We start from the raw sequence: 18,773 nt of genomic DNA, 5'->3' as shown, positions 1-18,773 counted from the left end.
CAGGTAACGCTTTGGTTGCCTCGGGGGCGCTTCCCATTGACGCCCCGGTGACGCCGCCATACCTTCCTCTCACCGATAGGAAAGTTTCCTAACAGAGGCAGGCGCGTCGCTCATGGCCGGAACCACACCAGGCACCCCCAGCGTTCTGCGTGCCATGAACGACCGGGCCGCGCTCGATCTCCTCGTCACCCAGGGCCCCCTCACCCGCACCCGCATCGGCGAGCTGACCGGGCTCTCCAAGCCCACCGCCTCGCAGCTGCTGGCGCGTCTGGAGGAGGCGGGCCTGGTCCGCTCGACGGGCAGCCAGAGCGGACGCCCCGGACCGAACGCCGTGCTCTACGAGATCGACCCGGCCTCCGCCCACGTCGCGGCGCTCTCCGTCGGGCCCACCGGCATCGACGCCGTGGTCGCCGACATCACCGGCACGGTGGTCGGCTCCTGCCGTGTGGAGGCCGAGGCGGTCGCGGAGGACGTACGGCACCGCACCGCCCAGCTCGTCGCCGAGGCGGTGGACGGGGCCCTGCGTCCGACCGGTCTCGGTCATGACGACCTCGCCGCCGTGGTGGTGGGCACTCCCGGCGCGATCGACCCGCACACCGGGCAGCTCCGCTACGCGCCCCATCTGCCCGGCTGGCACTCGCGCACCCTGCTCGCCGACCTCGCCGAGGTGGTCGGCAGGCCGGTCGTCATCGAGAACGACGTGAACCTCGCCGCCGTCGCCGAACAGTACGAGGGCGCCGCGCAGGACAACGACCACTTCGTGCTCGCCTGGGTCGACGAGGGCGTCGGCGCCGCGATCGTGCTGGGCGGCACCCTCCTGCGCGGCGCCACCGGCGGCGCGGGAGAGATCGGCTACATGCCGCTGCCCGGCGCCCCGCTCGCCCGGGGCGGCGCGGCCGACTGGGCGGGACCCGACGCGGGGGGCGGCTTCCAGAGCCAGGTCTCCTCCCCCGCCGTACGCGACCTGGCCGGAGGCAGGCCGCTGGCCGAAGCCCTCACCGACGAGGCCGTGTCCGCCGAGGTCGCCCGCAGGCTCGCCACCGGCCTCGCCTCCGTGGTCGCCGTGGTCGATCCGGAGCTGGTCGTGCTCTCCGGCTCCGTGGCGCAGGCCGGCGGGGAGGACCTGCGCAAACGGGTCGAGGCCGAAATGACCGGACTGGCACTGCCCAGGCCGCTGCTCCGGATCAGCGACATCGAGGGCGACCCGATACTGACCGGCGCACTGCGCACCGCCCTCGCCCAGGCGCGCGACAGCACCTTCGACACCGCCTGACCTCCCGAAGATCCGCCGTACCGCCCGTACCCGGTGGTCCGTACGGCACCCCCATGCCCGGTGAGCCACCGCGCGCCGCGGTTCCGGGCCGTACCTCCACGCTTCACCGCCCGTCCCCCTCCCCCGCGAAGGAAGTCCGCCATGGCGCTACGGCGCATTCGTACCCGCGTGCCCCTGGCGCTCGGCGCAGCGGCCCTGCTGCTGACCGGCTGCGCGAATCCGAGCACCGGCAGCAACACAGACGACCCCACGAAGCCGGTCACGCTGAAGTTCTGGCACGGCTGGTCGGCGCCCGGCGAGGTCAAGGCGATCAACGAGAACATCGCCCGGTTCGAGAAGCTGCACCCCAACATCGACGTCGTCTCCACCGGCAACGTCAGCGACGAGACGATCAACCAGGCGCTGCGGGCCGGCGGTGGCGACGCACCCGACGTCGTCACCTCGTTCACCACCAACAACGTCGGCCAGTACTGCTCCTCCGGCATGTGGGCGGATCTCGACCCCTTCATGAAGAAGAGCGGCATCGACAAGGCGAAGGTCTTCCCGAAGACCTTGCTGGACTACACGCGGTACGAGGGCGTCCAGTGCGCGACGCCCCTGCTCGCCGACGCGTTCGGCATGTACTACAACAAGGACGCCTTCGAGGAGGCGGGCATCAGCCGGCCTCCTCGCACCATGTCCGAGATGAAGGCCGACGCGGCCAAGCTGACGCGGAAGAAGAAGGACGGCTCGCTCGAGCGCGCCGGCTTCATGCCGAACTTCCAGCTCTACCAGAACTCCCCCGACCGGATGTTCGCGCAGTGGGGCCCGCAGTACTTCGACGGCCAGGGCAAGGCGAAGCTCGCCGACGAGCCCAGGACCGAGCAGTTCTTCACCACCATGCGCGGGATCTCCGACGCGCAGGGCGGCTACAACACCCTGGAGCGGCTGCGCGCCACCTTCGGTGACGAGATGTCGTCCCAGAACGGCTTCCTGACCGGCAAGCTCGCCATGCACCTGGACGGCGAGTGGCGCGGCCTGATGCTCGACGAGGCGAAGGCGGAGTTCGACTGGGGGGTCGCCCCTCTGCCGGTCCCCGACGACCAGGCCGACACCTACGGGCGCGGCTATCTGACGGGCACCGTCGCCGGCATCGCGCACAGCAGCCGGCACCAGAACGCGGCGTGGGAGCTGGTGAAGTACCTGACGACCGACACCGAGGCGGTCGTCCACTTCGCCAACGCGATCCACAACGTGCCGTCCACCTTCGACGCGCTCAAGTCGCCCGACCTGGACGCCGACCCGGCCTTCCGTGCCTTCATCAAGATCGCGCAGAACCCGCACAGCCAGGCAGTCCCGCCCTCCAACAACGGCGGTCAGTACATCACCTCGTTCATGGACTTCTCGCAGTCCGTCGAAGCAGGCAGGACCAAGGACCTGCACGGCGCCCTGAAGGAACTCGACGAGCAGATCGACGCCGACAACCTCCAGTCGGAAAACTGAGGAGCCGAGTCATGGCACTTTCCCTCTCCACCCCGGCGAAGTCCGCCGGACAGGGGACCCAACCGGCCCCCCGCAACTCCCCTCTGCGGCGCAAGCGGAACCGCGAGCGGCTGCGCACCCTTGGGTTCCTCTCGCCCTGGCTGGTCGGCTTCTCGGTCTTCTTCGGCTATCCGCTGATCGCGACCGTCTACTTCTCGTTCATGCACTACAACCAGATCAAGGCGCCCACCTACGTCGGGCTGCGCAACTGGAAGTACGTGCTGGAGCAGATGCCGCTGTTCGGTCCGGCCCTGTGGAACACGCTGTGGCTGGTCGTGGTGATGGTCGCGCTGCGTGTGGTGTTCGGTCTCGGTATCGGCCTGCTGATCACGAAGATCAAGACGGGGGTCGGGCTGTTCCGCACGGCCTTCTACATCCCGTACCTGGCACCGCCGGTCGCGGCCACCGTCGCCTTCGTCTTCCTGCTCAACCCGTCCACCGGACCGGTCAACGAGGTCCTCTCGTGGATCGGCCTGCACGGCCCGAGCTGGTTCAACGACCCGAACTGGTCGAAGCCTTCGCTGGTGCTGCTCTCGCTGTGGGGCATCGGCGACCTGATGGTCATCTTCATGGCCTCGCTGCTGGACGTGCCGAAGGAGCAGTACGAGGCCGCCGACCTGGACGGCGCCGGATCCTGGACCAAGTTCCGCTACGTCACCTGGCCCGCCATCACGCCGATCGTGCTGTTCGCCGTCGTCACGGGGGTCGTGCAGACGATGCAGTACTACACGCAGGCCCTCGTCGCGGGGAAGCTCGCCTCCGGCGTCTCCATCGGCCCCGGCACCGTGATCCAGCCCGGCTACCCGGACCACTCCACCCTGACGGTGCCGCAGCTCGTCTACTCGATGGGCTTCCAGAACTTCAACACAGGCGCCGCGTGCGTCCTCTCACTCGTGCTCTTCGCCATCGCCATGGCCGTCACCCTTCTGCTGATGCGCAAGAGCGTCGGCCTCATCCCGGCGGAGGACTGAAATGACCACCACCCTGACCAGGCCGGACACCGCCGTCGCGAGCCGTCCGAGCGGCCCCGACGCCGCCCGGCACCGCCGTAAGCGCGTCCTGAACTGGATCGCGGTCCACTCCGTGGCCGTCGCGCTCGCCCTGTTCTTCGTCCTGCCGTTCGTCTTCGTCCTCCTCACCTCGGTGATGAGCGACGACCAGGCGATGAGCGGCGATCTGTGGCCCGACTCCTGGAACTGGTCGAACTACTCGACGGTCTTCCACACCCCGGGCTTCCTCGGCTGGTGGCGCAACTCGCTGATGTACGCGCTCGTGGGCACGGTGTTCACGGTGTGTTCGTCCGTGCCGGTCGCCTACGCGCTGGCCAAGTTCCGCTTCCGCGGCCGGCGTACGGCGATGATCCTCGTCATCTCCACGATGATGCTTCCGCCGCAGGTCATCATCATCCCGATGTACCTGGTGTGGGCGCAGCAGTTCCACCTGTCGGGCTCGCTGTGGCCACTGATCATCCCCATGGCGTTCGGCGACGCCTACTCGATCTTCCTGCTGCGGCAGTTCCTGCTCACCATTCCGCAGGAGTACATCGAGTCGGCGAAGGTCGACGGATGCGGTGAGTTCCGCACGCTGCTCAAGATCGTCGTACCGATGGCCAAGCCGGGCATCGCGGCCATCGCGCTCTTCCAGTTCTTCTACTGCTGGAACGACTACTTCGGACCGCAGATCTACGCCGCGCAGAACCCGGGCGCCTGGACCCTGAGCTACGGCCTGGAGTCCTTCAAGAGCGCCCACGCGGTCAACTGGAACCTGACGATGGCCGCGACCCTGCTCGTCATGGCGCCGGTCATCATCGTGTTCTTCTTCGCACAGAAGGCCTTCGTCGAAGGCGTCACCCTCACCGGAGTAAAGGGCTGAGAAGCATGAAGCTCGCAGTAGTTGGCGGCGGGTCCACCTACACCCCCGAACTGATCGACGGTTTCGCGCGGCTGCGGGACACCCTGCCGGTCGAGGAGCTCGTGCTCGTCGACCCGGCGGCCGACCGGCTGGAGCTGGTCGGCGGCCTGGCGCGGCGGATCTTCGCGAAGCAGGGCCACCCGGGGCGGATCGTCACCACCTCCGACCTGGACGCCGGGGTCGCCGGTGCTGACGCGGTGCTGCTCCAGCTCCGCGTCGGCGGACAGGCCGCCCGCAACCAGGACGAGACGTGGCCGCTCGAATGCGGCTGCGTCGGGCAGGAGACCACCGGGGCGGGCGGTCTCGCCAAGGCGCTGCGCACCGTCCCGGTCGTCCTCGACATCGCCGAGCGGGTACGCCGCGCCAACCCCGACGCCTGGATCATCGACTTCACCAACCCGGTCGGGATCGTCACCCGGGCCCTGCTCCAGGCCGGGCACAAGGCCGTCGGCCTGTGCAACGTGGCGATCGGCTTCCAGCGGAAGTTCGCCGCGCTGCTCGACGTGACGCCGGGCGAGATCCACCTCGACCATGTGGGGCTCAACCACCTGACGTGGGAGCTCGGGGTGCGCCTGGGCGGCCCGGACGGCGAGGACGTCCTGCCGAAGCTCCTCGCGGAACACGGTGACGCGATCGCCGGCGACCTGCGCATGCCCCGGCAGATCGTCGACCGCCTCGGCGTGGTCCCGTCGTACTACCTCAGGTACTTCTACGCGCACGACGAGGTCGTACGGGAGCTCGGCACGAAGCCGTCCCGCGCGGCCGAGGTCGCCGCGATGGAGAAGGAGCTCCTGGCGATGTACGGCGACCCGGCCCTGGACGAGAAGCCCGCGCTGCTGGGCAAGCGGGGCGGTGCCTTCTATTCGGAGGCGGCCGTCGACCTGGCGTCCGCGCTGCTCGGCGGGGGCGGCTCCGCGGTGCAGGTGGTCAACACGTACAACAAGGGGACGCTGCCGTTCCTGCCGGACGACGCGGTGATCGAGGTCCAGGCCCGGATCGACGGCACGGGCGCGACACCGCTCGCGGTGCCCTCCCTGAACCCGCTGTACGCCGGGCTGATCGGGCATGTCACCGCGTACGAGGACCTGGCCCTGGACGCCGCGCTGCGCGGCGGCCGCGACCGGGTGTTCAAGGCGCTGATGGCCCACCCGCTGACCGGCCAGTTCGAGTATGCCGAGGCGCTCACCGACAAGCTGATCGCGCACAACCGGGAGCACCTGGCGTGGGCCTGACCGCACATGTGCTCGCGATCGACGCGGGCAACAGCAAGACCGACGTGGCCGTGATCGGCGCCGACGGGACCGTCCTCGGCACCGGGCGTGGGGGTGGCTTCCAGCCGCCGGTCGTCGGGATCGGCACGGCCGTCGACGGACTGGCGGAGGCTGTCCGGTCCGCCCTCGCGCAGGCGGGGGCGGACGGCGTCGACCATGTGTCGGCCTGTCTCGCCAACGCCGATCTCCCGGTCGAGGAGGCGGAGTTGGCCGAGGCACTGCAAGGCCGCGGCTGGGGCGGCACCGTGGAGGTGCGCAACGACACCTTCGCGATACTGCGCGCGGGGGTCGACGAGCCCTGCGGCGTTGCCGTGGTGTGCGGTGCGGGGATCAACTGCGTCGGCATGCGGCCGGACGGAGCGACCGCCCGCTTCCCCGCGATCGGCCGGATATCCGGTGACTGGGGAGGCGGTTCGGGGCTGGCCGAGGAGGCGCTGTGGTTCGCGGCGAGGGCCGAGGACGGCCGCGGCGAGCCGACCGAGCTGGCGCGGGCCCTGCCCGGGCACTTCGGGCTCGACTCGATGTACGCCCTGATCGAGGCACTGCACCTGGGGCACATCCCTTACGCACGGCGGCACGAGCTGACACCGGTGCTGTTCTCCACCGGTGCGGCCGGCGACCGGATCGCACGCGACCTCGTGGACCGGCTCGGCGACGAGGTGGTGGCGATGGCCACCGTGTCGCTGGCCCGGCTCGGCCTGCTGGAGGAAGAGGTGCCGGTGGTGCTGGGCGGCAGCGTGCTGGCGGCCCGCCACCCCGCTCTGGACGACCGGATCGGTGAACTCCTCGCCGTGCGAGCCCCGAAGGCGGTGGTCCGGGTCGTCTCCGCTCCGCCGGTGCTGGGCGCCGGGCTGCTGGGTCTGGACCACACGCGGGCCGCCCCCGCGGCGTACGACAGACTGCGGACGCAGTACGCCTGAGAGGGCCGGAGGCGTCGGGCGTCCCGTGGCTGTGCCGCGCGGGGCGCCCTTCGCGTACGGGAACCGATCTGCTGTCCCGAACGTGTTCATGGTGGGGAGATCAGTCTGCTCAGGGGCCCGACCGGCCGATTGCCTTGATCGCTCGCGCTCGTCCTGATCGAATACGGGGCGGGGGCGGGATCCGGGCATTCCTGGTGGACCGCGGCCCCTGGGGCCATACTTCTGGCCAGGACGAGTCGTCCCCCGATCGGCCGGGGGGCCCGGGCCGTCGTCATGACCGAGGGGGAGGTCAAGTGACATACCCGCCGAGCGGGGCCGCACTGCGGGAGCCCGAGCCGGATGCGCCGTCCGCGCCCGTGACCGTACCCGCGCAGCGCCGTGGTGCCCCGTCCGTGGCCGTCGACCGGCTGCGCGCCGCGGCGACGACCGAGCCGGGCAGGCTGCAGATCTTCGGCGCCGTACTGGCCCTGCTGGTCGTGGTGTTCGGCGCGGTGACCGTCACGGAGATCTCCGGTCGGGCCTCGTCCGCCGACGACGTGGTGACACGCAGTCAGCCGCTGAGCGCGGCCGCCGCGAGCATCTACCGTTCGCTGGCCGACGCGGACACGATGGCCGCGAGCGGCTTCCTGGCGGGGGCGCAGGAGCCCAAGGACGTGCTCGCGCAGTACGACGCGGACATCAAGGAGGCCTCCCGGCTGCTGGTGAAGGCCGCGGCGAGCACCGATGCCTCGACCTCGTCGCACCGGGAGATCACCACGCTGGGCGAGCTGCTTCCCGAGTACACGGGGCTGATCGAGCGGGCCCGGGCCAACAACCGGCAGGGGCTGCCGCTCGGCGGCGCCTATCTCCGGTACGCCAACCAGAAGATGACGAACGAGATCCTCCCGGCGGCCGAGCGGCTGTACGCGGCGGAGACCGGCCGGCTCTCCACCGACTCGGCCGACGCGCGGCGGTGGCCCTTCCTCTCGCTGGCCGCCGGGATCGTGGCGCTGGCCGCGCTGGTGTGGATGCAGCGGCGCAACTACCGCAGGACGAACCGCGTCTTCAACCACGGGCTGCTCGCGGCGACGGCCGCGGCCACGGTGGTGCTTCTGTGGCTGGCCGTGGGACACACGGTGGCCAGGGCGGAACTGCATAGCGCGATGGTGAACGGGCAGCAGTCACTCGACGTTCTCAACAAGGCCAGGATCAACTCGCTGAAGGCACGGGCCAACGAGAACCTCACGCTGGTCGCCCGGGGCGCGGTCCTGACCCCGGACGGCACGCAGGACAAGTACGAGACCGACTACAGCACGGGTATGAAGGCACTCGGCACACAGCTCGAGAGCGCGGAGAAGCTCGCCGGCGACGACTCCGGGGGGAGTGAGCCGGTGGAGGCCGCCATCAACAGTGTGTCCGAGTGGCAGGACCGCCACAAGAAGGCCAGGGCGACGGACGACCAGGGCGATTACGACAGCGCGCTGCTGCAGATCATCGACCCGAAGAACTCCACGGGTGAGTCCTTCGAGAAGGTCGACGACGCGCTGAAGACGGCCCTCGCCCATGAACAGGACCAGTTCGACGCGGCGGCCGAGGACGGCCGTGGGGCACTGGGCGGGCTGCCGGCCGGGGCCGCCGTCCTCGCCCTGCTGGGTGCGGTCGCCGCGATAGTCGGGGTCAACCGCAGGCTCTCGGAGTACCGGTGAGGGGACGACCGATGACCAGGCCGAAGGGCTGGGCCGCACGCGGCAGACTGCGTGGCTGGGGCGGTGTGACGGGCATGGCGGTGGCCTGTGCCGTCACGGCCTCGCTCACCCTGCTGCCGCTGGCGCACGGCGAGGGGACGCTGGGCGGGCTGCACACGGGGCAGGGCGCCACCTCCGCGGTGCCCGCGAAGGCCGAGGAGTGCAAGGACCCGGAGGCGAGCCTGCCGGCGTCGAGCGCCGACGGCCCGAGCATCGAGAAGATCAGGAAGCGCGGCAAGCTGATAGCCGGTGTCGACCAGAACAGCTTCCGGTGGGGCTACCGGAACCCGGAGGCCGAGTCCGGCACGCTCGAAGGCTTCGACATCGACCTGGTGCGGGCCATCGCGGAGAACATCCTCGGCGACCGCGACGCGGTGATCTTCCGTGCCATCCCCACCAACCAGCGCATCTCCGCGCTGGAGAACGACAAGGTGGACGTCGTTGTACGCACGATGACGATCAACTGCAAGCGCGCCGGACAGGTCGCGTTCTCCACGGCCTACTTCCAGGCGGGCCAGCAGGTCCTGGCGCCCAAGAAGTCGACGATCACCGGCTACGACGAGTCGCTCAAGGGCAAGCGGGTCTGCACGGCGGAGGGCTCGACGGCGTACGACGCGCTGAACGAGAAGTCCTTCGGCGCGGTCTTCGAGGACGTGCACGACGACACCGAGCTGGACGAGGACCAGCTGACCGTCCCCAACCAGCTCGACTGCCTGGTGCGGTTGCAGCTCGGTGAGGTCGACGCGGTGGTCACGGACAACGCCCTGGCGGCCGGCCAGGCGGCCCAGGACCCCGCGGTGGAACTCAAGGGCGACAAGCCGTTCACCACCGAGTACTACGGCGTGGCCGCGAAGCTGGGCGCCGACGACCTGGTGGCCCGGGTCAACCAGGTGCTGGCCGAGTACCGCCAGGGCGGTGCGGCCAGCCCCTGGATGACGTCGTACCGGACCTGGCTGGCGGAGGGGCTGCCCGGCATCAAGGGCCCCCCTGCACCCAAGTACCGCAGCAACTGAACCTGTCCGGGCCCTGGGGTCCGGCGGCCGGAACGGAGAGGTGATCGATGGGCGTGGCGGGATCCTTCCCCGGTTTCGCGGGGAGGCCCCCCGGCCCGGTCATGGACCGGGACGAGGCGGACCGTGCGCTGGCCCGGCTCGGTGCGGAGCACGAGGCCATCGAGACCTCGCTCCTCGCCCTGCAGGACCACGCCGGCCGCCGGCTCCTGGAGGGCGCCGATCTGACCGGCGTCACCAAGGGACGCTGGGCCACGACCGAGCAGTCGATCACGCTGCTGTGGGGGTACTTCGACGCCTACGCGGGGGCGCTCGCCAGGGCGCGGGAGATCCGGGCCGGGCGCCGCTACCCCAGCAAGGACGATCTGGCGGCCCTCACCGACATCCTGCGCGGTGACAGCGTGACCGTCGCGAACCCGGGAGCGGTCAGCCCGGGGCCCTCCGGCGGCGGGCCGGCCCGACTCTCCGAGCGGTTCACGCTGGAGGAGCTGGTCGCCCGGATGAACGACCTGTACGCCCGTTCCCTCGACATGGTCGTCGCCGCGGACTCCGTGTGGTCGGCGCTGCCCGCCCGGATAGACCTGCTCGCCGCGGAGCTGCGCCGTACGCGTTCGCTGGCGCACTCCGTAGGGGTGCGCCCCGGGGAGCATCCCGCCGGGGACGACCTGGAGTCGATCACCCAGGAGCTGACCACCCTGCGGGTGGAGGTGATCTCCGATCCGCTGGCGTTCTGGATGCCGGGCCCCGGCAGTGCCGCGCCCGGCGGAGGACGTCCCGACACCACACGCTACGACCGGGCGGCCCGCGCCCTGGAGGACGTACGGCGGGAGATCGAGGCGGTCCTCGCGGTCCGGCAGGACGCCGAACAGCGCCTGGTCCAGCTGCGCGACGTCCTGTCCCGCGCGGACCGCACGCTCTCGGAGGCCCGGTCCGCGCGCGGCGAGGTGCTGGCGAAGATCGCCGCCTCCGAGGTGCCCGCCGTCAGCGGCCCGCCGACCGCTCTGCAGGAACGGCTGGCCGCCGCTTCCGAATACCGCAGGCACGCCCAGTGGAACCGGCTGTCGCCGCTGCTGGACTCGCTGGAGCGGGAGGCCGAGGACGAGCTGCTGCGCGCCCGGGACTCGCTGACGTCCGTGACGGCGCCGCTCGCGGTCCGTGCGGAGCTGCGCGGCAGGCTCGACGCGTACAAGGCGAAGGTGGCCCGGCACGGTCTGGCCGAGGACCCGCTCCTCATCGAGCGGTACGACGCGGCCCGCCGGATGCTGTGGAGCGCCCCGTGCGATCTGCGCGTCGCCGAACAGGCGGTGCTGCGCTACCAGCGGGCCGCCACCGAACTGCTGACACCGCGCCGTCCGGGCGAGTACGACGGACAGGGGGAGACATCATGAGTACGGAGTGCCAGCGCCCGACGTGCGAGGGCAGCTACGAGGACATGGGCGGCGGCGAGCTGTACTGCGACACCTGTGGCCTCGCGCCGGTCGTGTCGCCGACGGGCATGGTGAGTTCACCGCCCACCGGCATCGCGGGCGGCGGCAGGGCGGCGGGCGGCCGGGGAAGCAGCAGCACCTCGCAGCGGACCGGTTCGCAGGCGTCCGCGCGGTCCTCGTCCCGCTCGTCGACCTCCCGGCGCTCGGTCTCCGGGCGGCTCTCCCGTTCCCTGTCGGGAAGCTCCACGTCCCGCTCGGTGTCGGTGCGTTCCTCGGGCGTCTCGACGGGTTCCTCCTCCGGGCGCGGCAGGCTGGGCGCGGGCCTGGTGCTCGTGCCCGACGTGCCGCGGCCCGACCCGCACACGGCGGTGATGGAGAATCCCGAGGTCCCCGAGCGGAAGCGATTCTGCTCGCGCTCCGACTGCGGTGCACCGGTGGGCCGGTCCCGTGGGGAGCGGCCAGGCCGTACCGAAGGGTTCTGCACCAAGTGCGGTCACCCGTACTCCTTCGTGCCCAAGCTGCGCGGCGGCGACATCGTGCACGGGCAGTACGAGGTGGCGGGCTGCCTGGCGCACGGCGGGCTCGGCTGGGTCTATCTCGCGGTGGACAGGGCGGTCTCCGACCGCTGGGTGGTCCTCAAGGGCCTGCTGGACACCGGGGACCAGGACGCCATGGCGGCGGCCATCTCCGAGCGGCGCTTCCTCGCGGAGATCGAGCACTCCAACATCGTCCGCATCTACAACTTCGTGGAACACCTGGACCAGCGCACCGGTTCGCTGGACGGCTACATCGTCATGGAGTACGTCGGCGGGAAGTCGCTCAAGGAGATCGCCAACGAGCGCCGCACACCGGTCGGCAAGCGGGACCCGCTGCCGGTGGAGCAGGCCTGCGCGTACGGCATCGAGGCGCTGGAGGCGCTCGGCCACCTGCACAGCCGCAACGTGCTGTACTGCGACTTCAAGGTCGACAACGCGATCCAGACCGAGGACCAGCTCAAGCTCATCGACATGGGCGCGGTGCGCAGGATGGACGACGACGAGTCCGCCATCTACGGCACCGTCGGCTACCAGGCGCCCGAGGTGGCCGAGGTCGGCCCGTCCGTCGCCTCCGACCTCTACACGGTCGCGCGGACCCTCGCGGTGCTGACCTTCGACTTCCAGGGGTACACGAACGTCTTCGTGGACTCGCTTCCCGACCCGGACAACATCGACGTGTTCCGGAGGTACGAGTCGTTCTACCGGCTCCTCGTGCGGGCCACGGACCCGGATCCGGCCCGCCGGTTCTCCTCGGCCGCGGAGATGGCGGAGCAGCTGACGGGTGTGCTGCGGGAGGTGGTCGCCCTGCAGACGGGGCGTCCGCGCCCGGCGCTCTCGACCCTGTTCGGTACGGAAATGCGCGTGACGGACACGGCGTTGTTCGCGGAGCTGCGCGGTGACGTGTCGCGGCTCGGCGCCCGGACGGGCCCGTCCGGTGGCGCGGGGCGCTTCGGTCGCCGACGGGCGGCTGCGGCCGTCCCCGCGGCCACGCTCCCCGCCCCGTCGCTGACGGCCGCCCCCGCGGTCGCCCCCGCACCGCAGGGCGCGCCGCCCGGCGCCGCTCCGCTGTACGCGCCCGACACCCATGTCCGGGGCGGCGCGGTGGCGTATCCGCAGCCTCAGGCGGCTGTTCCGGCGCCTCGTTCGCCGGTCCGGGGGCCGGGGGCGCTCCCTGTCGTGTACCCGGGTGCGGGGCCCCGGCTCGCGGCGTTCGACGCGCGGGCGACCTCGCTGGCCCTTCCCGTGCCCCGGGTCGACCCGAACGACCCCAACGCCGGTTTCCTCGCCGGGGTGATGGCGTCGGCGCCCGCCGAGCTGATCTCCGCCCTGCACTCGGTGCCCGCCGCCTCGCTCGAGACGCGGCTGCGGGAGCTCCGCGCCCGCCTGGAGATGAGCGAACTCGACTCCGCGGTGCGGGCGCTGACGGCCGTGGAGGCCCAGCACGAGGACGACTGGCGGGTGGTCTGGTACCGCGGGATCACCTCGCTGGTGACCGGTGACAACGAGAACGCCGCGCTGTCCTTCGACGCGGTCTACGACGCCTTCCCGGGCGAGCCCGCGCCGAAGCTCGCGCTGGGTGTCTGCGCGGAGGTGCTGGGGCAGCTGGACAACGCCGCGGAGTACTACCGCCTGGTGTGGGCGACGGACCCGAGCTTCGTCAGCTCGGCGTTCGGCCTGGCCCGGGTGCAGATGGCCGCAGGCGACCGGCCCGCCGCTGTGCGCACCCTGGAGTCCGTGCCCGAGTCGTCGATCCACTACACGGCGGCCCGGGTCGCCGCGGTGCGGGCCCGGCTCCGTGAACGGGCCCCGTACGAGCCGCTGATCAACGATCTGTCGGCCGCCGCGGACCAGGTGACCGCGCTGCAGGGCTACGGCCTGGACGCGGTGAGACGTGAACAGTTGTCGACCGAGGTACTCGGCACGGCGCTCGACTGGGTACTCTCCGGTAGTCCCACGGCTCAGCCGTCGGCTCAGCCCTCCCCCGCAGCCGCGGGCCCGAGGGCGGTGCTCGGCAGCGAGCTGGACGAGCGGGGCCTCAGGTTCGGCCTCGAACGCTCGTACCGGATGCTCGCCCGGCTCGCGCAGCGGGGCGACGAGAGGATCGAACTGGTGGAGCGGGCCAACCGTTTCCGCCCCCGGACCTGGGTGTGAAGATGTCACAGAGCCACCAGCAGGCCTCCTTGCCGGGGTGCCCCAGCTGCGAGGAACCGCTGGAGCAGGGCGACCTGTTCTGCGGGGCGTGCGGGTACGACCTCTCGGCCGTGCCGGCGCCGCCCGCCGACCGTCCGACGGTCGCCATCACGGTGCCCGGCCAGGGTGCGGGTGCGCCTGCGGGCGGCGGCCCGGTGGAATGGCCCTCCGCCTCCGAGACGGACAGCTCCGACCTGCCGGCGCCCACGCACCGCCCGGCCGATCTCCCGGGTGTGGACTCGGGCGGCAAGCCCCTGCCCGCCGCGGAGGGGGCGGCGGTCCGCTACGACGAGCCGGACGCCCCGGAGGGGACCGCCCGGGCCGACGCCGCAGGCGACTTCGAACTGGCCGCCCCCGATCCCCGTACCGCGGAGCACGCCACCGCCGGTGGGGTGGCGTCCGGTGCCAAGGTCTGTGTGGCCTGCCGCTCGGGCCGGGTGGACACCGACGGCTACTGCGAGAACTGCGGCCACGCCCAGCCCCGCGAGCGCGACCACATGGAGCAGGAGCTCGGCTCGGTGGCCGCGGTCAGCGACCGGGGTCTGCGCCACCACCGCAACGAGGACGCGTTCGCGGTGTCCTCCACCGCGCTGCCGGACGGTTCACCGGCCGTTGTCGCCATCGTGTGCGACGGCGTCTCGTCGGCGAGCCGCCCCGACGAGGCATCGGCCGCGGCGGCGAGCGCCGCCAACGAGTCGCTGCTGGAGTCGCTGCCGCGCGGTACACACGCGCAGCAGGCGATGCACGAGGCGATCCTGGCCGCGTCCGAGGCCGTCAACGCCCTGGCCCAGGACTCCGGTCAGGCGATGGAGCACGATCAGCACCGCCATCAGAACGCCCCGGCCTGCACCCTGGTCGGCGCGATCATGGCGGGCGGTCTGCTGGTGGTTGGCTGGGTCGGCGACAGCCGTGTCTACTGGGTCCCCGAGGACCGCTCCCACCCGCCGGCCCGGCTCACGGAGGACGACTCCTGGGCGGCGCAGATGGTGGCGACCGGCCTGATGAACGAGGCGGAGGCGTACGCCGACGAGCGCGCCCACGCCATCACGGGCTGGCTCGGCGCCGACGCGTACGAACTGGAGCCGCACACCGCGTCGTTCAAGCCCGACCGGCCCGGCCTGGTGGTGGTGTGCACCGACGGCCTGTGGAACTACGCGGAGGCGGCGGCGGAGATGGCCGCGGCCGTACCGGCCGACGCCTACGAACGGCCTCTGCACGGCGCACAGGTGCTGGTCGGTCATGCCCTCGACGGCGGGGGCCACGACAACGTAACAGTGGCGCTGCTGCCGTTCGCCGTGGCGGCGCCGGGGGCAGGATCGGCCTGAGCCGCTCGCGGTCCGCCGGCTGCCGGCCGGCGTTCCGCCCTGTCCCCGCGCCCCTCTCGTCCCGTGCCCGCGTCCTACGCCCTGAACTCTGTCCGCCCACCTGTCTTCTTCCGACACATGTGGAGCATCGAGGAGCCGATCAGATGGCCAACTTCTCCAAGTCCGGCGTGCCGCAGTTCTCCGTCGAGGTGTACCAGAACGAATACCTGCCCGAGGGCGGCCGCGAAGTCAACGCGATCGTCACCGTGACCTCCACGGGCGGGGGAACGACCGGCGGTGTGCCGCTGGCCGACGGTGTTCCGGCACCGGGGCGCCTCCCGGGGCAGGCGCCGGACGCCGCCGTGGTGCTCATGGTCGACTGTTCGGGCTCGATGGACTACCCGCCGACGAAGATGCGCAACGCCCGCGACGCGACGGCGGCGGCCATCGAAACCCTGCGTGACGGCACGCGGTTCGCCGTGGTCGCGGGGACGCACGTGGCCACGGACGTGTACCCGGGCAACGGGCAGCTGGCGATGGCCGACCCGGGGACCAAGGCCCAGGCGAAGGAGTCCCTGCGCCGGCTGAGCGCGGGCGGCGGCACCGCGATCGGGACCTGGCTGCGACTGGCCGACCGGCTGCTCGGGGCCGCCGAGGTGGACATCCGGCACGGGATCCTCCTCACCGACGGACGCAACGAGCACGAGTCCCCGGAGGATCTGCGGGCCGCTCTGGACTCCTGTGCGGGCCGGTTCACGTGCGACGCGAGGGGTGTCGGCACCGACTGGGAGGTGAAAGAGGTCACAGCGATCGCCTCCGCCCTGCTCGGCACGGCGGACATCGTCGCTGATCCTGCGGGGCTGGCCGCGGACTTCACACAGATGATGGAGAACGCGATGGGCAAGGAGGTCGCGGACGTGGCGCTGCGGCTCTGGACGCCCGTCGGTGTGGAGATCGTTTTCGTCAAGCAGGTGGCTCCCACGGTCGCCGATCTGAGCGGCCGCCGCACCGAGGCGGGGCCCCGCGCCGGCGACTACCCGACCGGTTCCTGGGGCGACGAGTCCCGGGACTACCACGTGTGCGTCAGGGTCCCGGAGGCCGGGATCGGCCAGGAGATGCTGGCGGCCCGGGTCTCGCTGATCCTGCCGCCACCGTCCGGCGGCGGCGCCCCGCAGACCCTTTCCCAGGGGCTCGTACGAGCCGTGTGGACGGACGACATGGTCGCGTCCACCTCGATCAACCCCCAGGTGGCGCACTACACAGGCCAGGCGGAACTGGCACAAGTCATCCAGCAGGGACTTGATGCCCGTAAATCGGGTGACTTCGACGGCGCGACAGCCAAACTGGGCCGGGCGGTGCAGCTCGCGTCGGGCTCCGGAAACGCGGATACTGCGAAACTGCTTTCGAAGGTGGTCGACGTCGTCGACGCGGCGACCGGTACTGTGCGACTGAAAGCGAGGGTCGCGGAAGCGGACGAGATGACACTCGAAACGCGCTCGACCAAGACAGTTCGCGTCAAGAAATAGCGCACGGACGACATGAACCGACCGTACGGAGAGCCGCCCCGGCCGACCGGACGGTGCACCGAACAGCATGGCGGCCTCCGGGCCGGACGAGGAGAGGGGGAAGCGCCGACATGCCGACCTGCCCGAACGGACACCAGTCGGGTTCCGAGGACTGGTGCGAGGTCTGCGGACACCGCATGGCCGGGACGGGCGCGCCCACGGGCGCGGTCCCGCCGCCTCCCCCGCCGCCCGCACCCGGTTACGGCTATCCCCCGGTGCCCGGCACCGGGGAGCCGACCGCACAGGCCGAGCTCTGCCCGCAGTGCCGCACCCCGCGTGAGGCGATGGCGCCGTACTGCGAGGAGTGCCGCTGGAACTTCCTCACGAACACGGCGACGTCGTACACCCCGCTGGCCCCGCAGGGCGGCGCGGGTGGCCCGGCGCCGGGCCTGAATCTGCCGCCCGGCTTCCAGGCACAGCAGGGCCCGCCGCAGCAGCAGCGGGACCCCTTCGAATACCAGGGCTCCCGGCCTTCGCAGGTGAACCGGCCGGCCGAACCGCTCTCGCCCGACCAGGGCAGCCGCCCCGGTCCGCCGCCGCCCCCGCCCTCCTTCCAGCAGGGGCCGCCGCCTCCGCCGTCGTTCCAGCAGCAGTCGCCGTCCCCGTTCGAGTCGCAGGGGCCGCAGGGTCCCGGGCCGCAGGGTCCCGGCTCGCAGGGTCCCGGCTCGCAGGGTCCCGGCTCCCAGGGCCCGGGCTCGCGGGGTCCCGGCCAGCAGGGCTCTCCTTCGCCGTTCGAGCCGCAGAGTCCCCCTTCGCCGTTCGATCCCCAGGGCCGGCCGGGCCAGCAGGTCCCCGGACAGCAGGGTCCCGGGCAGCACGGCGGTCAGCAGGGCCAGGGCCCGCAGGGGCCCGGTCAGCAGGGTGGCCCGCCGTCACCGTTCGAGCCGCAGCGGCAGGGGCCGCCTCCCCCGCCGTCGTTCCAGCAGCAGTCCGCGCCGCCCGCGCCTCAGCGGCCGCAGGCGCCGCAGCCCGGTGGCGACGACGACTGGATGCTGCCGCCGCCCTCGCAGCAGCAGCACCCGCAGGCCTTCCAGCAGGGCCCGCAGACACCGCAGGCACCTCGTGCGCCTCACCCCCCGCAGCAGCAGTTCCCCGGTCAGGGTCCCGCCCAGGGCGGCCTGGACCAGGGGACGGTCAGCTGGAAGGCCGTCATCGGCCCGGACCGTGACTACTTCCTGGCGATGATGCAGCGCAGCGGCCCCGAGGCGACCGGGCTCAACCTGCCCGCGTACTCCCCGGAGCAACACCTTCCGCTCACCGGCAACCAGATCACCATCGGCCGCCGCCGGCACAGCACCGGTGAGTCCCCCGACATCGATCTCGCCGTGCCGCCGGAGGACCCGGGCGTCTCGCACCAGCACGCCGTGCTGGTGCAGCAGCCGGACGGCACCTGGGCCGTGGTCGACCAGAACTCCACCAACGGCACCACGCTCAACGGCGCCGAGGAACCGATCCAGCCCTATGTCCCCGTCCCGCTCCAGGACGGTGACCAGGTGCACGTGGGGGCCTGGACCACGATCACGGTCCGCCGCGACTGAACCGCCGGAGCCGGCCGGGGTCAGGAGTCCTAGGACTCCTGACCTCGGCCGCTGTGTCTGCGACGATGGACGGGTGACAGAGATTCCGCGCGACACGCTTCAGGAGCAGACCTTCTACGAGCAGGTCGGCGGCGAGGAGACCTTCCGGCGCCTGGTCCACCGCTTCTACCAGGGCGTCGCGGACGACCCGCTGCTGCGACCGATGTATCCGGAGGCGGATCTGGGCCCCGCCGAGGAACGGTTCACCCTGTTCCTCATGCAGTACTGGGGCGGACCGCGCACCTACAGCGACGACCGGGGGCACCCCCGGCTGCGGATGCGGCACGCCCCGTTCCAGGTGGACCGGGCGGCGCACGACGCCTGGCTCGGCCACATGCGGGTGGCCCTCGACGAGCTGGGCCTCCCCCCTGAGCAGGAGCGGCAGTTGTGGGAGTACCTCACCTACGCGGCCGCGTCGATGATCAATACCGCCGGCTGAGCCATGTGCGGAATCCGGTACTCCAGAGCCGCATAACGGTCACGATCGCATCAAGGTGCACCCGCAAGCGGTTTCCAGGAGCCCGTGCACTCTGAAAGCATCCGG

At 71.6% G+C, this 18,773-nt stretch carries 14 protein-coding genes; all 14 read left to right on the top strand.

Annotated features, from left to right (window positions below; all coding sequences use genetic code 11):
- Positions 1–112 precede the first annotated feature (112 nt).
- The 14 genes from ACIQM3_RS14150 (at position 113) to ACIQM3_RS14085 (ending at position 18,668) form a co-directional block, all read left to right on the top strand.
- Positions 113–1,273 (top strand): ROK family transcriptional regulator, encoded by a 1,161-nt coding sequence (locus tag ACIQM3_RS14150; protein ID WP_401623538.1) that lies wholly within the window; start codon positions 113–115, stop codon positions 1,271–1,273.
- A 141-nt stretch (positions 1,274–1,414) separates the two neighbouring features.
- Positions 1,415–2,755, top strand: a complete 1,341-nt coding sequence (locus ACIQM3_RS14145; RefSeq protein WP_401623536.1) for an ABC transporter substrate-binding protein — start codon at positions 1,415–1,417, stop codon at positions 2,753–2,755.
- Between the two features lie 11 nt (positions 2,756–2,766).
- Entirely contained in the window at positions 2,767–3,765 is a 999-nt protein-coding gene (locus ACIQM3_RS14140; protein WP_401623534.1) for a carbohydrate ABC transporter permease, read from the top strand.
- 1 nt (position 3,766) lies between these two features.
- Positions 3,767–4,666: a carbohydrate ABC transporter permease gene (locus ACIQM3_RS14135; RefSeq protein ID WP_362937104.1), complete on the top strand. Its 900-nt coding sequence runs from the start codon at positions 3,767–3,769 to the stop codon at positions 4,664–4,666.
- A gap of 5 nt (positions 4,667–4,671) precedes the next feature.
- Positions 4,672–5,937 (top strand): 6-phospho-beta-glucosidase, encoded by a 1,266-nt coding sequence (locus ACIQM3_RS14130; protein WP_401623532.1) that lies wholly within the window; start codon positions 4,672–4,674, stop codon positions 5,935–5,937.
- Positions 5,928–6,896, top strand: coding sequence for an N-acetylglucosamine kinase (locus ACIQM3_RS14125; RefSeq protein WP_401623530.1), 969 nt, complete (start codon positions 5,928–5,930; stop codon positions 6,894–6,896). The genes ACIQM3_RS14130 and ACIQM3_RS14125 overlap by 10 nt, the downstream gene beginning before the upstream one ends.
- A 293-nt stretch (positions 6,897–7,189) precedes the next feature.
- Positions 7,190–8,581, top strand: a complete 1,392-nt coding sequence (locus ACIQM3_RS14120) for a hypothetical protein (RefSeq protein WP_401623528.1) — start codon at positions 7,190–7,192, stop codon at positions 8,579–8,581.
- 11 nt (positions 8,582–8,592) lie between these two features.
- Positions 8,593–9,633, top strand: a complete 1,041-nt coding sequence (locus tag ACIQM3_RS14115; RefSeq protein WP_401623526.1) for a glutamate ABC transporter substrate-binding protein — start codon at positions 8,593–8,595, stop codon at positions 9,631–9,633.
- A gap of 47 nt (positions 9,634–9,680) precedes the next feature.
- Complete coding sequence (locus ACIQM3_RS14110; protein WP_401623524.1) at positions 9,681–11,018, top strand: hypothetical protein; 1,338 nt, start codon at positions 9,681–9,683, stop codon at positions 11,016–11,018.
- A complete protein-coding gene (locus tag ACIQM3_RS14105) occupies positions 11,015–13,744 on the top strand; it encodes a tetratricopeptide repeat protein (RefSeq protein WP_401623522.1) in 2,730 nt (909 codons plus the stop codon). The genes ACIQM3_RS14110 and ACIQM3_RS14105 overlap by 4 nt, the downstream gene beginning before the upstream one ends.
- 2 nt (positions 13,745–13,746) lie before the next feature.
- Positions 13,747–15,108 (top strand): protein phosphatase 2C domain-containing protein, encoded by a 1,362-nt coding sequence (locus tag ACIQM3_RS14100; protein ID WP_401623520.1) that lies wholly within the window; start codon positions 13,747–13,749, stop codon positions 15,106–15,108.
- A gap of 143 nt (positions 15,109–15,251) precedes the next feature.
- Complete coding sequence (locus tag ACIQM3_RS14095) at positions 15,252–16,613, top strand: VWA domain-containing protein (RefSeq protein WP_401623518.1); 1,362 nt, start codon at positions 15,252–15,254, stop codon at positions 16,611–16,613.
- Positions 16,614–16,723: 110 nt separating this feature from the next.
- On the top strand, positions 16,724–18,190 hold the full coding sequence (locus tag ACIQM3_RS14090) for an FHA domain-containing protein (RefSeq protein WP_401623516.1): 1,467 nt from the start codon (positions 16,724–16,726) through the stop codon (positions 18,188–18,190).
- 73 nt (positions 18,191–18,263) lie between these two features.
- Positions 18,264–18,668, top strand: coding sequence for a globin (locus tag ACIQM3_RS14085; protein ID WP_401623514.1), 405 nt, complete (start codon positions 18,264–18,266; stop codon positions 18,666–18,668).
- Positions 18,669–18,773: the final 105 nt, after the last annotated feature.

This window comes from Streptomyces sp. NPDC091271 (assembly GCF_044757505.1).
In the GTDB taxonomy this organism is placed as follows: Bacteria; Actinomycetota; Actinomycetes; order Streptomycetales; family Streptomycetaceae; genus Streptomyces.
Note: the sequence above shows the minus strand (reverse complement) of the source record. Positions and strands in the feature narration are given on the sequence as shown.

What these genes read in the sequence shown, in the direction of transcription:
- ACIQM3_RS14150 (WP_401623538.1), top strand. Translation starts at nt 113, where the DNA reads ATGGCCGGAACCACACCAGGCACCCCCAGCGTTCTGCGTGCCATGAAC.
- ACIQM3_RS14145 (WP_401623536.1), top strand. Translation starts at nt 1,415, where the DNA reads ATGGCGCTACGGCGCATTCGTACCCGCGTGCCCCTGGCGCTCGGCGCA.
- ACIQM3_RS14100 (WP_401623520.1), top strand. Translation starts at nt 13,747, where the DNA reads ATGTCACAGAGCCACCAGCAGGCCTCCTTGCCGGGGTGCCCCAGCTGC.
- ACIQM3_RS14095 (WP_401623518.1), top strand. Translation starts at nt 15,252, where the DNA reads ATGGCCAACTTCTCCAAGTCCGGCGTGCCGCAGTTCTCCGTCGAGGTG.
- ACIQM3_RS14105 (WP_401623522.1), top strand. Translation starts at nt 11,015, where the DNA reads ATGAGTACGGAGTGCCAGCGCCCGACGTGCGAGGGCAGCTACGAGGAC.
- ACIQM3_RS14115 (WP_401623526.1), top strand. Translation starts at nt 8,593, where the DNA reads ATGACCAGGCCGAAGGGCTGGGCCGCACGCGGCAGACTGCGTGGCTGG.
- ACIQM3_RS14130 (WP_401623532.1), top strand. Translation starts at nt 4,672, where the DNA reads ATGAAGCTCGCAGTAGTTGGCGGCGGGTCCACCTACACCCCCGAACTG.
- ACIQM3_RS14135 (WP_362937104.1), top strand. Translation starts at nt 3,767, where the DNA reads ATGACCACCACCCTGACCAGGCCGGACACCGCCGTCGCGAGCCGTCCG.
- ACIQM3_RS14110 (WP_401623524.1), top strand. Translation starts at nt 9,681, where the DNA reads ATGGGCGTGGCGGGATCCTTCCCCGGTTTCGCGGGGAGGCCCCCCGGC.
- ACIQM3_RS14140 (WP_401623534.1), top strand. Translation starts at nt 2,767, where the DNA reads ATGGCACTTTCCCTCTCCACCCCGGCGAAGTCCGCCGGACAGGGGACC.
- ACIQM3_RS14090 (WP_401623516.1), top strand. Translation starts at nt 16,724, where the DNA reads ATGCCGACCTGCCCGAACGGACACCAGTCGGGTTCCGAGGACTGGTGC.